Origin of the sequence: Staphylococcus sp. GDY8P54P, from assembly GCF_017892645.1 — a bacterium.
Taxonomy (GTDB): Bacteria; Bacillota; Bacilli; order Staphylococcales; family Staphylococcaceae; genus Staphylococcus; species Staphylococcus ureilyticus.
Genome location: NZ_JAESLN010000010.1, coordinates 141732 through 157395, shown reverse-complemented (window position 1 = coordinate 157395; position 15664 = coordinate 141732). Strand labels below are relative to the sequence as shown.

General features: G+C 32.3%; 17 protein-coding genes. 10 read left to right on the top strand and 7 right to left on the bottom strand.

The genetic code is table 11. The features are described 5' to 3' along the window. Positions 1-5 precede the first annotated feature (5 nt). The 3 genes from cysC (at position 6) to add (ending at position 2084) form a co-directional block, all read left to right on the top strand. A complete protein-coding gene (gene cysC / locus KA883_RS06640; protein ID WP_046207119.1) occupies positions 6-614 on the top strand; it encodes an adenylyl-sulfate kinase in 609 nt (202 codons plus the stop codon). A 32-nt stretch (positions 615-646) separates the two neighbouring features. Continuing rightward, on the top strand, positions 647-847 hold the full coding sequence (locus KA883_RS06635; protein ID WP_046207118.1) for a hypothetical protein: 201 nt from the start codon (positions 647-649) through the stop codon (positions 845-847). Positions 848-1106: 259 nt separating this feature from the next. Further along, positions 1107-2084, top strand: coding sequence for an adenosine deaminase (add, locus tag KA883_RS06630; RefSeq protein WP_046207117.1), 978 nt, complete (start codon positions 1107-1109; stop codon positions 2082-2084). A gap of 22 nt (positions 2085-2106) precedes the next feature. On the opposite strand, the gene KA883_RS06625 is transcribed toward add, so the two are convergent. The 3 genes from KA883_RS06625 to solA form a co-directional block, all read right to left on the bottom strand. Then, on the bottom strand, positions 2107-2967 hold the full coding sequence (locus tag KA883_RS06625; RefSeq protein WP_046207116.1) for a LysR family transcriptional regulator: 861 nt from the start codon (positions 2965-2967) through the stop codon (positions 2107-2109). Between the two features lie 93 nt (positions 2968-3060). Continuing rightward, positions 3061-4194 carry a M20 family metallopeptidase gene (locus KA883_RS06620; RefSeq protein ID WP_046207115.1) on the bottom strand — a complete coding sequence of 378 codons (1134 nt, stop codon included), beginning with the start codon at positions 4192-4194 and terminating at the stop codon, positions 3061-3063. A 2-nt stretch (positions 4195-4196) separates the two neighbouring features. After that, the gene (solA, locus tag KA883_RS06615) at positions 4197-5381 is read right to left on the bottom strand and encodes an N-methyl-L-tryptophan oxidase (RefSeq protein WP_046207114.1); all 1185 of its coding nucleotides are present in this window, start codon (positions 5379-5381) and stop codon (positions 4197-4199) included. 385 nt (positions 5382-5766) lie between these two features. On the opposite strand from solA, the gene KA883_RS06610 reads away from it, so the two are divergent. After that, complete coding sequence (locus tag KA883_RS06610) at positions 5767-5898, top strand: beta-class phenol-soluble modulin (RefSeq protein ID WP_046207113.1); 132 nt, start codon at positions 5767-5769, stop codon at positions 5896-5898. A gap of 176 nt (positions 5899-6074) precedes the next feature. Here the strand turns inward: KA883_RS06610 and KA883_RS06605 are convergent, their stop codons facing one another. Then, positions 6075-6683, bottom strand: coding sequence for a class I SAM-dependent methyltransferase (locus KA883_RS06605; protein ID WP_046207112.1), 609 nt, complete (start codon positions 6681-6683; stop codon positions 6075-6077). Positions 6684-7007: 324 nt separating this feature from the next. Here KA883_RS06605 and KA883_RS13595 point away from each other — a divergent pair, with 324 nt between their 5' ends. From KA883_RS13595 to KA883_RS06585, 5 genes are all read left to right on the top strand, one after another. Further along, on the top strand, positions 7008-8156 hold the full coding sequence (locus KA883_RS13595) for an FtsW/RodA/SpoVE family cell cycle protein (protein ID WP_245337596.1): 1149 nt from the start codon (positions 7008-7010) through the stop codon (positions 8154-8156). A gap of 11 nt (positions 8157-8167) precedes the next feature. Continuing rightward, the gene (locus KA883_RS13590) at positions 8168-8461 is read left to right on the top strand and encodes a phosphatase PAP2 family protein (protein WP_245337595.1); all 294 of its coding nucleotides are present in this window, start codon (positions 8168-8170) and stop codon (positions 8459-8461) included. A 74-nt stretch (positions 8462-8535) separates the two neighbouring features. After that, on the top strand, positions 8536-9003 hold the full coding sequence (locus tag KA883_RS06595; RefSeq protein ID WP_046207109.1) for a nucleoside deaminase: 468 nt from the start codon (positions 8536-8538) through the stop codon (positions 9001-9003). A gap of 312 nt (positions 9004-9315) precedes the next feature. Beyond that, positions 9316-9714 (top strand): hypothetical protein, encoded by a 399-nt coding sequence (locus tag KA883_RS06590; protein ID WP_046207108.1) that lies wholly within the window; start codon positions 9316-9318, stop codon positions 9712-9714. 57 nt (positions 9715-9771) lie between these two features. Further along, a complete protein-coding gene (locus KA883_RS06585) occupies positions 9772-10089 on the top strand; it encodes a YflT domain-containing protein (RefSeq protein WP_046207107.1) in 318 nt (105 codons plus the stop codon). 188 nt (positions 10090-10277) lie between these two features. On the opposite strand, the gene KA883_RS06580 is transcribed toward KA883_RS06585, so the two are convergent. Together KA883_RS06580 and KA883_RS06575 are read right to left on the bottom strand one after the other, a co-directional pair. Then, complete coding sequence (locus tag KA883_RS06580; RefSeq protein WP_046207106.1) at positions 10278-11681, bottom strand: MDR family MFS transporter; 1404 nt, start codon at positions 11679-11681, stop codon at positions 10278-10280. Positions 11682-11946: 265 nt separating this feature from the next. Beyond that, on the bottom strand, positions 11947-12843 hold the full coding sequence (locus tag KA883_RS06575) for a DUF5996 family protein (RefSeq protein WP_052722063.1): 897 nt from the start codon (positions 12841-12843) through the stop codon (positions 11947-11949). Positions 12844-13119: 276 nt separating this feature from the next. Between KA883_RS06575 and mbcS the strand changes: the two genes are divergently transcribed. Continuing rightward, positions 13120-14697: an acyl-CoA synthetase MbcS gene (mbcS, locus tag KA883_RS06570; RefSeq protein WP_046207104.1), complete on the top strand. Its 1578-nt coding sequence runs from the start codon at positions 13120-13122 to the stop codon at positions 14695-14697. A gap of 140 nt (positions 14698-14837) precedes the next feature. Here the strand turns inward: mbcS and KA883_RS06565 are convergent, their stop codons facing one another. Then, positions 14838-15449: a YIP1 family protein gene (locus KA883_RS06565; RefSeq protein WP_046207103.1), complete on the bottom strand. Its 612-nt coding sequence runs from the start codon at positions 15447-15449 to the stop codon at positions 14838-14840. Between the last annotated feature and the right edge of the window lie 215 nt (positions 15450-15664).

The window sequence follows — 15664 nt, the reverse complement described above, 5'->3', positions numbered from 1 at the left end:
TAGTAATGGGAGAATCTAAAAATATAACATGGCACGCATCAGAGGTTACCAAAGATGAAAGGTTACAGCGTAATCAACATAAGAGTGCAGTCATTTGGTTTACAGGACTTTCAGGCTCAGGAAAATCAACGATATCCGTAGAACTCGAAAAAGCACTATTTAACCATCAAGTCCATACATATCGTTTGGATGGAGATAATGTTAGACATGGATTGAATCGTAATCTAGGATTTTCACCTGAAGATCGTAAGGAAAACATACGGCGTATAGGGGAAGTTAGTAAATTGATGGTAGATGCAGGTTTGATAACAGTTACTGCTTTTATTTCTCCTTATAAATCAGATAGAGAAGCGGTGCGCCAATTATTAGATACAGATGATTTTATAGAAATTTATACGCAATGTAGTCTATCAGAATGTGAAAATAGAGACCCTAAAGGTTTATATAAAAAAGTAAGAAATGGTGAAATTGCAGAATTTACTGGCGTAAATGCGCCATATGAAGCGCCTACACAACCAGAGATTGTATTAGATACAGAAACCCTCTCTGTTGAAGCATCAGTATCTAGAATTATGGATTATTTACAACAACATCAGTATATCGATAGCATTTAACTTTAATAATAAAAAACTGAAGGGGCAATCGAATGGAGATATTAAATATCATTGCCATAATATTATTTATTATATTTATTTTAGTAATGTTGAGTGGATTGTTACTTGTGCGTTTAGGTCAAAATAGAAAACACTTTCTTATAGAATTAAAAATAATGATCTCAATTATGGTAGTATCCTTTATTGGCATAGGTATATCAATGATAATACTAGGTCATTATAACCAATTATAAATTATGAATGCATTGATAAACAGGGTTATGAAATCAAATCACGAGTTTGGTTTCACCCTGTTTTTAAATGTTAATGCGCGTATCAACTTTTAAAAAGGCTTACTATAAGGTGTTTTGTAGGTAAGTAAACAGTATTGAATCATACTCATATATTTTATAGAAATGTGAAAATTAAAGTGTTATATTAAATAAATCAAATTTATCTGATTAGCATTTTAAAAGTAATGAACACAATATAAAGGTAGGGAAGTTTACTAAAATGAATCAAAGTATAAAGGAGATTCCTAAAATAGAATTACATTGTCATTTAGATGGTTCAGTCAGCAAACATTTAATTCGACAATTGGCTCAAGAACAAGGCGTACATCTAAACGAGGATCGTCTCACGGTGCAAGAGGATTGTGAAAGTTTAGCGTCGTATTTGAAGTGTTTTGATGAAGTATTAAAAGTATTGCAAACAGCAGATAGTCTTAAGCGTGCAATTGTAGATGTTGCGCAACAAGCTTATGAGGATAATGTTAAATATATAGAAATTCGCTTTGCACCATTGTTGCATATGGAACAGGGGATGACCCTTTTAGATGTACTAAAAGCAGTAGAAGCGGGCGTTAATATTGTACAAGATACATTACATATGAAAGTGAATTTACTGATTTGCGCAATGAGGCAACATGCAGCGTCTGTGAATAAACAATTATTTGATGATGTGTCTGTATATAACAGTGAAAAAATATGTGGTATTGATTTTGCGGGTCCTGAAGTAGGATTTCCACCACATGAAATACAAGATACCATTCAATATGGGTTAGAAAAAGGTATGAATTTAACACTCCATGCTGGTGAGTGTGGATGTATACATAATGTTTTAGAGTCAATCAAAATAGGTGCTAAACGTATCGGTCATGGTGTTGCTGCTAATTTAGATGAAGCAATATTAAATGAAGTTAAAGCGAAGGATGTATTATTAGAAATATGTCCTAAAAGTAATTTGCAAACTAAAGCTATAGAGACGTTGTCACAAATCAATATTCCCTACTTATTAAAAAATGATATACCTTTTATTATCAATACAGACAATCGTATGGTGACACAAACTTCATTAAATGAAGAATATACGTTGCTATTAAAACATCAGTTAATCAATAAAAAGCAGATTAAATATATTAATAAGCGTGCCGTTCAATATGCCTTTTTAACTGAAGCAGAAAAAAAGCAAGTGCTTCAGTCAATGTCATAACGCGTATACACTACTGTTTATTTTAGTATTGATATGCAAAAGATTTGATAGTTTGAATAAAATGAGTCATAGCAAGACTTAAATGATAATTTCTATTCCAAATAAAGTCTGTCGAGATATTACTATATTTGTCTGGCAATTCATAGCTATATAATGAGCCGTTTTCCAAATCATTTTGTACCGATGATTTCGGAACTAAACTAATGCCGATACCTGATTTTACACTACCGATAATTGTTTCCATAGTGCCGAATTCTATAAGTGTTGGTTTTTTAGTATTTTCGGATTTTAACCAGGCTTCAAGATTTCTTCTATAATTACAGCCATTTTTAAATACCAAAAATACTGCGGATGTTATGTCTTCTAATTGGGTCATCTCTGTACTGGAGATTAATACAAGTTTTTCCTTAAATAACTCCACTTTATTTATATGATGATGATGTTTGAAACCAGTGACAAATCCACAATCTAAGTTTTGATTGACTATTTTTTTAGAAATATTGGCAGTAACATCGGTATGTAGTGAAAGAGAAACGTGTGGCGAATTTTTCCGAAACATAGATAATAACATCGGTAATTTAGTAATAGTTTCGACAATCCCAATATCAATTTTGCCACTAGATGTTTCTTGTTTATCAAAATCATGTTCTATTTCATTTAAGGTGGCTAAAATTTTTTCAACATATATTTGGAATTTTTCACCATCTTTCGTCAAAGTTGTACCTTTATTATGACGTAAAAAAAGTTGTGTGTTGAGTTCTTGTTCTAGTTGTTTTATGCGAAATGTAACATGAGATTGAACATAATTTAGTGATTTAGCAGCCTTACTAATACTTTGATGTTGACTAACGCTTTGAAAAATTTTAAAGTCTTTGATTTCCATAATATCACCTGAGTTTTCGTTTGAGGCTATTATACATGAAACAATTTCTTTTATGCAGAAAAAAGTACTGCCGTCACTATGACGGCAGTCTAATTATGTTGCATATTTTTTAATTAATGCTTTGAAAAAGTCTATAGATCGTTCGAAAGCTGCTATTTCTACATATTCGTTGGGTTGATGTGCTAATGTTTCTATTCCTGGCCCATAAATTAATGTGGGAATGTCACTTTTAGGATTTAGCACGGATCCATCGGTATAATAAGCCATTCCAGTAATATCATTTTCTTCCGAAATATCTAAGGCTTTTTGAATAATTTCAGCATCGACATCCGTTAAAACAGTCGCCCGGTCAAGCAATATTTTTGTGTTTACTTTTGGAGAGTTACTATCAGCAAATATCTGAGTTAAGCGTTGACTAAATTGCTTGTACAGTTTGTCATGAATATTAGGTGTAACTGTTCGTATATCAACATTTAATGTACATTTGTCGGGTATCACGTTCGTTTGAATACCACCGTTAACCATATTTGCTGAGATGCTACTCTTACCTAAAGCTGCTGTTTCTTCTGACCATTCGTCTTTTAAATCATTTACCAATTGAATGACTTTGTTTATGCCCTCAACTGCATTAATACCTTGTTCTGGCATTGCGCCGTGTGCAGTTTTTCCAGTCAAAGTGACTTCTATCCATAATGCTCCTTTATGTCCAATTGCAACTTTCTCAGTCGTGGGTTCTGCTATGATGATAGCAGATACATTATCCATATTTGCGTTTTTGATATAATGTTCCGCACCGATTGAATCTACTTCCTCTCCTGCAGTGGCTAAAAATTCAATATTTTTTTTGAATTCATAGTTTTCCTCAATCAAAGATTCTAAAGCAAGATATAAAGCAGCTAAACCACTTTTCATATCTGTTGTTCCTCTTCCATATAATTTTCCATGAGCAATATCGCCTTTAAAAGGATCATAATCCCATTTTTGTGCGCCTATCTTTACAGTGTCGGTATGGCCAGATAATAAGAGTTTGCTAGCGTTTGGATGCTCAGATTTTAAAGTTACTGAAAAATTACTTCTTTTATCACTTAAATGTGTAATGTCAAAAGGAATATTACGAGATGCACATCGTTGTTTAAAAATTTGTACAACGTTATTTTCGTTAGCAGGTGGGTTGGTGCTATCGACATTGATGAGCGATTGTAAGAATTCTAAATTTGATTGTGTCATGTTTAAACCCCCCTTGCTTTATTAAAAACTTTTTCTTTATTTTCAGGCTGTAAACTTGGACGTGTTATTTTAAATAGTGATATATCTTGTTTGGACTTACCTTTAGTGGCTAATTCATATAATATTTCTCCGACGGCACTTGAAAATTTATAGCCATGTCCTGAAAAACCAGCAGCAATGACAATATGTTCATATTTGGGATGTTTGTCTATCACAAAATGCTCATCTAATGTATTGGTAAACATGCAAGTTTTACCTACATTGATATTTCCATTAGCTTGTTGCATATATGCGTTCAAAAAACCACTAATATCTTTTTCATCTTTTACATAAGACCCGAATGATTTATTGTAATAAGTTGGATCGATAGGATCTCCGTTATCATAACGTCCTATTTTTAAACCAGTACCATCAATAGAAGGGAATCCATAATATACACCACTCGGAACGTCGGCAAAAAAGCCTGGAAATCCATCTGACTTGTATAAAATATCATTGGAATCAAACCATGCTATCGTTTGTCTAGAAGGTTGAAGTTGTAGTTTTAAATCTAAATCATCTAGAATTTTTTTATTCCAAGCACCACCAGTAATAATTAATTTATTTGCTGTAACTGTTTCAGAGGGGGTCTGAACTTCTACTGAGTCATTAAGAATATCAATATGCATCACTGGCGAATTGATTTTTAATTCGGCACCATGATTTAGAGCGAGTCGCTTAAAAGCGCGAATACAATTTTGAGAAAATAGCACACCTGCTTCAGGTTCATAGCAACCAATTTGGTCATCAGGTATTGTAATACCTGGCCAAGTTTCGTTAATTTGTTTAGCAGATAAAGTTTCAGTATTTAGATTATATTGCCGAGCACCATTGATTGCAGTTTGTACAAATAATGAATCACTAGGACCAAAAGTAATAACACCTGTATTTAAAAATATACGTTCATTTGTTTGTTTTTGAAGTTCATTCCAAAGTTCTTGTGCTCTCAAAGCAATGGGGACATACGATAAACCTTCTCCACAAGCATGTCTTATTAATCTTGTATCACCACTATGACTTCCATTTTCATGTGGTGGATCAAAAGCATCTATCATTAGTGTATTCCACCCACTTTTTGCTAAATAGTATCCAGCTGACATACCCATAGAGCCAGCTCCGACAACGATGACATCGTAATGTTTTCCCATTTCCATCTCTCCTTAATTGAAACAAATTTAATCATTTGGCAAGTATTTCTTTCAAGTCTAATAGCAATAGTTCTAGGTGTAAAATTACAAAAAGAGATGGTTGATATCTCTAAAAGTGATATCAATACACATAAGTATTTTGCCTAACTGTACTTTTATTATTAAATTAAGACAGTTAGGAACTTAATTAAACGAATTGAGAAAAATTTAACATTTTAATTATTAATTAGCATACAATGTAATTACACAAACAAGTAAAGGGGTGTATTGACATGATGATTGCAGATATTATCGGTGGTATCATTAAATTAATCAAAACTTTAGTTGACACTTTCGCGTAATTTTTAAATAACAAATTAAATCAATTTAAAGGAGTGCTTACATTATGTCAGGTATCGTAGAAGCAATTTCAAATGCAGTAAAATCAGGTTTAGATCACGACTGGGTAAATATGGGAACTAGCATCGCAGATGTAGTAGCTAAAGGTGCAGACTTCATCGCTGGATTCTTTGGTTAATAGACATATTTTCAATTAAATATATACTTAAGAAAAACTACTGTTTCACACATAAAGTGTTAGAAAGCAGTAGTTTTTTTGTTGTTCAATTCATTGGGAAGGAAATTCGTGTTTGCAATGCATAACTATACAAAAATTATACATTTAAATTTGTATGATTATACATTTTGAGGAGATTACGTTAACTGTCCAGAAGCTAAAAAGAGACTGGCATCTTTGTTCATAAATATATTTTTGCCTTGATAAAAAGTATGGCTGTCTATATTCGAAAGTCCTATTGTGTGTAGTGATTTTTGGATATCTTTTTGTTCGAACCCATTATAGATATTCGGATGATTAACATTTTCGTTTTTATCGAAGTCTACTATGATAAGTAAGCCATTACTATTTAATTGCGTGACTAACTGTTGTAGTAATGCCATGTAATTCCCACTATGAAGTAATACAAGAGAAAGCAATATCACATCATAAGTTTGATGAAGCAGTATATTGTTCGAAGCGAGCAAGTCACCTTCAATGGCTGCAATGTTAGTTTTATTTAATGTTTTAATTTTGGTATTACATATTCCAACCATTTTCGGTGAAGCATCTAAAACAGTGATGTGATTGAAATGATGTTCGATATCGAATGTGACAAGGCCAGTGCCACCACCATAATCTAATAATGAATCATACGTACCTTTGTTAAATAATAAATTTAATTCGGAAGAGATCGTTTTAGCGAGCTTTATTCTTTCGTTATTGTCATAATTTCGGGCTATTTGATTAAATTGAGATTGATTCAAATTTGTCATCCTTTAATGTAGATTTCCATATTATAGATTTTAAAGTTATTAAAGACTTTTAAAATCTATAATAAAGTTTAGCATAATGGACATAATCTTTTCAAATCAATACGTTTACAGTTATCTCGTGTAATTTAAAATTATAGATAATTAATTGATACTTTTTAAAAAGTAAATTTGTTCATTTTATGTATAGATAAAATATTTAAATAGAAATACATAATATACGAATAACATATTAAATTAGGTAAGCCTAAAGTCTGATTGAGCATGCTTGTTATATCTGGTTTACTAGGTGGTGGACGTTTATAATGAGGTGCAGAAATGAAGAATATTTTAAGAATGATTAAGCAACGGTTAAAAGGTCTAGATTATGGGATGCTAATTAGTTTTATTATACTAGGCATTTTAGGTGTCGTCATGATATATAGTGCGAGCATGGTATCGGCATCTAAAGGCGCTTTAACTGGTGGCGTTTCAATTGAAAGTAATTATTTTATGAAAAGACAATTTATCTTTTTGATTATGGGTATTGTAGTCGTTATATTTATTGCATTGTGCATAAATATAAATTTCTTTAAAAGTGCTCATATACAAAAATTGATGGTTATTGGCACCTTATGCTTGCTATTAATTACAATTTTGATAGGGAAAGAGATTAATGGTTCAAGAAACTGGATTAATTTAGGAATATTTAGTTTACAATCCTCGGAATTTTTGAAATTAGCTTCGATTTTTTATCTTTCTTACATTATTAATCAACGTGTGAGGAGTCACAAAGATTACCAATTAAAGCATATGTTACCACCACTTGCCATATTAGGTATTGGTTTATTGCTTGTGTTGATGCAAGGAGATCTAGGCGGAACGTTACTAACAGTAGCTATTATTGGTTGTATATTAATATACTCAGATATAAAAAATAAAATTAAATTTCAAATTATGGGAATTACACTCGTGCCATTAGTTATTTATGGAATTTATACACTGATTTTTGATTCTAAAAATTTATATAGACTAAAAAGGATAAAAGTGATGTTAGATCCGTTTAAATATGAAGATAATGATGGTTATCAATTAACGAGTGCCTTAACCTCGATTGGCAATGGTGGACTGACGGGTAAAGGTTTAGGCAATGGGATAGCCAAGTTAGGGTATTTACCAGAACCGCACACTGATTTCATATTTACTGTTATTTCAGAAGAGTTAGGACTACTTGGCGTACTATTCACACTTACAATTTATGGTTATCTCTTAGTAAAAGGGCTTATTTATGCGAATAAAACAAATAATCAGTTTTATAAATTGATATGTGTTGGCGTGATTAGTTACATATTTATGCAAGTTTTTATTAATTTAGCTGGTGTGTCTGGTATTATTCCATTAACTGGTGTGACTTTGCCGTTATTGAGTTATGGTGGTTCTTCCATGTTGAGTATCAGCATAGCGTTTGGTGCTTTTCAGTATTTTTAATAGGTACGTTTATGAAATATGTCATTCAACGACCGAGACCAACCGCATATTTTGAAGGTTATAGTTTTCCCAGTATGCATGTTTTAAGCGTGTGCATATTGGTAAGTCTAATATTATTAATAAAAAGGAATAAAATATTATATTGTATAGCAATTATTTTAGTAGCTTCAATCATAATTTCCCGTATTTACGTGGGCGCCCATTATTTTACTGATACTATGGGGAGTTTATTAGTCATTTCAGTTATGATTCAATCACTTAATTACAATAGTCATGTAAGCGGAAAACTAGATAAAATCGAATAATTTGTTAAGCTAAATGCTAATCTATAAATTAATTTTTGATTAATACATATGATGATGGAGGAGGGGGCATTTAATTGAATTATGAAAAATATTTAAATAGGTCAATCGAGCTTGCCGAGGAAGCGTTAAACGATGGTAATGAACCTTTTGGTTCACTATTAGTGGATGTTGAAGGTAATGTTTTATTTGAAGATTATAATAGAATCAGTAGCGGAGATGCGACTGAACACCCTGAAATTGCGATTGCAAAATGGGCAGCAACTCATCTTACGCCTGAAGAAAGAAAGCATACAATTGTTTTTACATCAGGAGAGCATTGCCCGATGTGTGCGACTGCACATGCACTCGTTGGTTTAGATAAAATTGTATATGTGAGTTCCTCAAAACAATTGAGTCAATGGTTGGAAGCTATCAATGTTGCGCCGGCACCTTTTAAAAATTTACCTATTGAAAGCGTAATTAGAGATGCGAATGTTGAAGGACCTTTCGAAGCCTTGTCGCCTAAAATTGAATCACTACATCTTCGGTATCATCAACAATAAATGAAAATATGAATCCTCTCTGGCAGTTAATAGCTGAAGGGGGTTCATATTTTTTTGCATAAATAAATGTTTTTCTTTTCCATTATAATTATCACTAAGGCATTTAAAATTATAGATGGATGTAAAGTGTTGGTTTGCGTTGTATGGTATGTAATTTTTATCATTGCTTTTTCGTTAAATGTCTATAAAATAAAATAGCTTTAATGACTGTGATAAAAGCTTTTGGCATGTTTAAGAATATGCAAAATGGGAAAATTATGCATAATATCGTAATAACACAACTAAGGGGTTAGTGATAAGGGGGACATTCTGATGAGCACGTTAATTTTTCTATTAATTATAGCTGTAATCATTATAATTTATTTACTAGTGAAACAACGTTTTGCTAAAGATTTTAAAGATCAAAAGCATAAACGTTATAGAGAGAAACGAGTGATTGATTTTATTCATAGTGCGTATAAAATTGAAAATATTGAAGCAATTCACCGGAAAAATGATCATTTAGAGCTAATTTATCATCGTAAAACGTTAGATGTAAAAAATGAACAAGTTATTTTTGTCGACGAAGCAAATCAGGAAGATGTCGAGACGAACTTCACCCTAAAAGAAGAGGATGAAAGAGAAGACTTATTTGATAAAATTTTAGAGAACACCTATTTTTATATGACAAAAGAACGTTTCGATCAGTTAATGATTCAGTCTAAAGCGTAATAATTAATATGAACTTGTGAATGATGATGAAGGACATTTTAAGAGGAGGTCTTTCTTATGAAACCAGTAGTTAAAGCTTATAAGAATGATAGTGAATTAGAAGTAGATGTTGCAGCATTACAGGATAAAGGTATCGGTAATCAGGACATTTATGTATTATCATTGGATAAATCCCGAACTGATAAAATTGTAGAAGATACGAGTATTTTAGGAATAGATATAAAAAATGAAAATGATTCTGAAAGAGATGCATTGAAAAGAAAATTGATTGGGCTAGGCGTAGATGAAGGTGAAATCGCATCTTTTAAAAGTGATATGGATGACGGCAAAGTGTATTTAATTGTTACTGATTCAAGAGTTAGAGGACTATTGTAAAATTTTGAAGGAGAAAAACATTGCTTTAAGGTTGTAAGCAAACAAAAATGCAATGCAGCTCATGTTTTGAAAAACTTAAATGCTGAGATTTATCATAAACAAAAACGTCAATTTCTATTAAGGTAGAAATTGACGTTTTTTATCAATAATATCGATAGTCTAAACATTGTATTGTTATTTACGCATGTTTATAAGGTACGACGTTTTGGTTTGCTATCGTCCGTAAGTTTAAATGATAGTAGTAATCCAATAGCTGATATAACTGTAGCAACGATAAATGTTACGTTAACACCGTGAATAATACCGGTAATACCATCTTGAGGTATTGCTGAAACTGACATTAAAGTAATAAAGACTGCAGTACCAATAGCACCAGCCATTTGTCTGAAAGTGTTATTCATGGCAGTACCATGTGCGATTAGCTCATTTGGCAGTTGGTTTATTGCTAATGTCGTCATCGGCATCATAACCATAGCAATTGAAACCATTCTCAATGCATTTGAAGTAGCGAGATACGTAAATGTTGTATGCTCTGTTAACATTGTAAATGGTAATGTTGAAACAACTAGTACGAATAAACCGATTCGAGCGAGCCATTTACCTCCAAATTTATCGAATAAGTAACCAGTTATTGGGTTCATCATACCCATAATAATTGCACCTGGTAGTAATACTAAACCAGATTTTAAGGCTGAGTATTGTAGCATATTTTGCATATAAAGTGGCAAGATGATATTTGTTGCAATCAGCACACCAAATACAAACATACTTAGTATCGTACCTAACGTATAAATTCCGTAATTAAATACTCTAAACTCAAGCATAGGTTCTTTTAAATTTAATTGACGGCGAATAAATATAACGAGTGAAACGATACCAACGATGAGTGGTGCAATAAATTGAACACTAGTCCAACCTGCTTCACCAACAGAACTGAAACTATATAGTAAGCCACCAAATCCGAGTGTAGATAAGATAACTGAAGCAATATCTAGTTTTGGATGTGTTGTTTCTGTAACGTTCTTCAATAGGAATATAGAAGCAATAATAATAATAATCGCGATAGGGAATACAACATAGAAGACACTTCTCCATGTGAGGTGTTCGACTAAGATACCTGATAAAGTAGGTCCAATAGCTGGAGCAAATGCGATAACAAGTCCAAATAGACCCATTGCTGTACCGCGTTTTTCTTTAGGGAAAGTTAAAAATAGTATTGTTTGCATTAGTGGCATCATGATACCTGCGCCTGCTGCTTGTAGGACACGTCCGATTAATAGCATTGAAAAGTCAATACCAACTGCACATAACAACGTACCGACTGCAAAAATACTCATTGCAGTTAAGAATAACTGCCTCGATGTAAAGCGTTCAATTAAAAATGCAGTTACAGGAATCATAATTCCGTTTACTAACATAAATATAGATTGTAACCATTGTACTGTACTTTCTGAGACCTGGAGATCTTTCATTATTGGTGGTAATGCCGTTCCAAGTAAAGTTTGGTTTAAAATTGTTATAAAAGCCCCTGATAATAGTACGATAAACAGAGGTATTCTTTTTTCAACATGGAAGTTTCCAGTTTCTGTCAATATACTCACTTCTTTCTTAACAAATTACACATCTAATTATTATAGCACTCGAATCGTCGTAAATCTAAAAGTTGAACTTATTTTTTCAAATTTATCTGTGATAAGTTTGAAATATTGTCATGAAAGGGATTTCTTAAGTTGAGTATATATTAATTCCACTCTGTTATACATCAAAAGTTGTATAAAAATATAAATGAGGGTGAGACATGATTGACGTCTCATACCCTCGATTTTATTAAAAGTAACTGTATTTAGTTAAAAATGATTATCTATTATTTAAATGATTTGGTTTCATTTTTAAAGGAGAAAAAACATAATCGACATTATTCCAATTTAAAAAATCTGCGAATTTAAGATAAGATGCTTTGAAAAATTGAGTGATTGTATCAATGTCATGATGTTGTTGGTATTCAATCAGATATTCCATTAATTGTTTATCGAAATAACTATCTTTAGGAAATCGATCGTCAGTATCAAATGGCTGATCTGCAAAAGGATATGGCAAGACAAAGAAGGTTGGTCCTTCAAACTGATCATCACCAAACCAAAAGCCAAATTCAATCATTTCTTCATCAAAAGCTGCACGTTCAATAACCTTGCTATCATCTTCAAATGGTGCTGGTTGGTCTTTGACGATCATACAAGAAATATCAAAAGTCCCCCAAAATAAACCTGGTTTAGATTTTCTAACTCTTAGCCCATTAACGAAGTTTGCTTCAGCATGATAGGCGAATTTCATTAATGCTAATGCTTTTTTGGCAATTTTATCATCATAATGATGATGTTCTATGTCATTTTCAAATGGTATCGGGTTTGCTACTTCCTGTGGTAAAGTATTGATTTTTAAATGAATATCTGACTGGTTTAACAGTTTTTCAATTTCGTTATAATAATATTGTATAGTTCTTCCATTTTTTAAGGTAATGTCATGCACGTTTTGATCAACGACGACTTCAATGTGGTGTTGTATCAGGTTAACGCTTAGCGAAAATGTATGTGTTTCATAACTTAACATACCAGTTGAAAAGCCTTGGACATCTATATTTAGCGTCACGTGTGACCACTGGGGCTCTTGATAACTTGCTTCTAATTTATATTTACCTAATATTTGTGATAATAAATGTAGTGTGTCTTTTTCATTTTCCCAATCTTTAAAATTCATAATACGAATACCACCTCATATATTATTTGCTATAAATTTTATACCACAGAAACTAAAGTTGAAACACAATATAAAAATGCTTGTATCAAGTATATTAAAGTATCATTTGTTATAATGATACAATGATAAAGATATATGAACTAATCAAGTATGTGCTAAGTTGTAGTTCATTACAAAATGAATGTGAACGCAATGCTATTTTCTGAATAATCAAAATACAACTTGATATTGCCATGTATATTGTAAAATTAATTACCGAAATAAGGAGAGTAACCAATGAATAAAGCAGATTTAATTGCTCCAGAAACATATAATATAGTTAGCGAAATTGAAAAATATGCAAATGATCCGTCAAAAAAAGCGATTATTTTTAATGATCAAACTGGTAAAGAACGAGATATAACGTATAACCAACTGATAAAAAATGCAAACAAAATTGGCCATGTATTTTTAAAATATGGTCTGAAAAAAGGTGATAAATTATTAATCATGATGCCTCGTGCGATTGAGACATATGAAGTATATTTAGCCGCGTGGAAATTAGGTATTATCATTGTACCTAGTTCTGAAATGTTGCGTACTAAAGATTTACAATATCGTATAACGCATGGTGAAATTAAGGCAGTTGTAGCCACAGGCGATAGTATCGAAGAGTTCAAAGGCGTTCAAGAATATGACTCATTACTTAAATTTATCGTTGGCAGTAAGGTTGATCATTGGATTAACGTTGAAGAAGCGCAAACTGATGCTTCAGATACACTTGATATAGAAGCAACTTCAAGAGAAGATATTGCTTTATTATCATATACATCAGGCACAACAGGTAATCCGAAAGCAGTGGTACATTCTCATGGTTGGGGCTATGCACATTTACAGATGGCTCCGAAGCATTGGTTAAGCATAACTGAAGATGATATCGTATGGGCGACAGCAGCACCGGGCTGGCAAAAATGGGTATGGAGTCCATTTTTATCAATCATGGGTTCAGGCGCAACGGCATTTGTTTATAATGGTAAATTTAATGCTGAGAAATACCTCGAATTACTAGAAACGTATCAAATCAATGTGCTTTGCTGTACGCCAACTGAATATCGTTTAATGGCAAAATCCCCTGATTTAACAAATTATAATTTGTCACATTTACATAGTGCTGTATCTGCTGGGGAACCATTAAATAGAGAAGTTGTTGATAAATTTCAACAAAACTTTAACTTAACTGTTAGAGACGGCTATGGCCAGACAGAAAGTACATTGTTAATCGGTTTCTTAAAGGATACAGAAGGACGTCCTGGATCAATGGGTAAAGCTATCCCAGGCAGTTATGTTACGGTTATCGATGAGGATGGTAATCCTGCACAACCCAATGAAATAGGCAATATTGCAGTGCCGTTAGACTTACCTGCTTTATTTAAAGGCTATTATAAAGATGAAGCACGTACTGCAAATCCACAAATTGGCGAGTACTTTATTACTGGTGATTTAGCAAAAATGGACGCGGACGGTTATTTCTGGTTTGAAGGTAGAAGAGATGATATTATCATTAGTTCTGGCTATACTATCGGACCATTTGAAGTAGAAGATTCATTGACAAAACATCCATACGTAAAAGAATGTGCAGTCGTAGCGAGTCCACATGAAATCAGAGGGAATATCGTCAAAGCTTTTGTCATCTTACAAGATAACGTTACAGGTGATGAAGCAGTTGTTAAGGAATTACAAAATTTCGTTAAACAAGACGTAGCACCTTATAAATATCCGAGAGCAATTGAATTTGTAGATGATTTACCTAAGACTAACTCAGGTAAAATTAGACGAATTGAATTAAGAGAAGCGAAAAAAGAAAAATATTTATAAATCAATGTTGATTCATTTGAAAGCAAGCGCCTATCATACTGACAATAATAATGATGGGCGCTTGTTTTGTGTGTGAGTAGTGTTATATCAAAATAAAAACATGGAACGGAATGTTCCATGTTTTTTAGCAAATATATGTATTATTGGAAACTTGCTCCTATTAAGGCAAATCCAATTGATACAATGATGTATGCAATTGCCCAAATAATTGAAGCTTTTTTAGACAAACGATTCGTCGCAAAGAGCATAATGCCAAATACATATGCGCTGATTAGTGTTTGTAAGTTAAATGCGCCTAACATTTGGTTGCCTTTATCAAAGACATTTAAGCTTGCAATATTATAATCAGTAGGAGATAAACCAGCAATCCATTGGATTAATGCGACAATTAAACCTACGATGCCAGTAATTATAGTAAAACTTAATGTTGCAGAAAAGATAGGTTTTGCGGTTGCATCAGATTTCATTATTTTAGAAATAACTAAAAAGATTAAAAATGTAATACCAATACCAAAAATGCCACCAATTAAACCAGTGATGATGCCACCAATTAAACCAATCGTTTGCATATTACCCATATCTTGAGTACTTGCACCTGCATCTTGATAAATTTCATTGTAATCGATAGATAATGCGCTAACAGTTGTTGAGAGTGCAATGACTACGAATGCAATGATTAATTTGAGTCCCCATTTAGGTTGTTCGCGTAATTTTGAAAAATGTTGTGCGAATGGTAAGTTAGAATTTTCCATGAATCCCTTGCCCCCTATATATATTATTTTCCAAAGCATAACATTACCTACAATATTTTAAAACACTTTTAAGAAAAACTTTAAATAAAATTAAAAAAATAAAATCTTTTCGATTACTATTACTGATATTACAATATTGTTAGGTATATTTTTATCAAAAAATATTGTATATAAAATAATGTTATGCATTATATTTTTTGTTGTGTGATTATGAT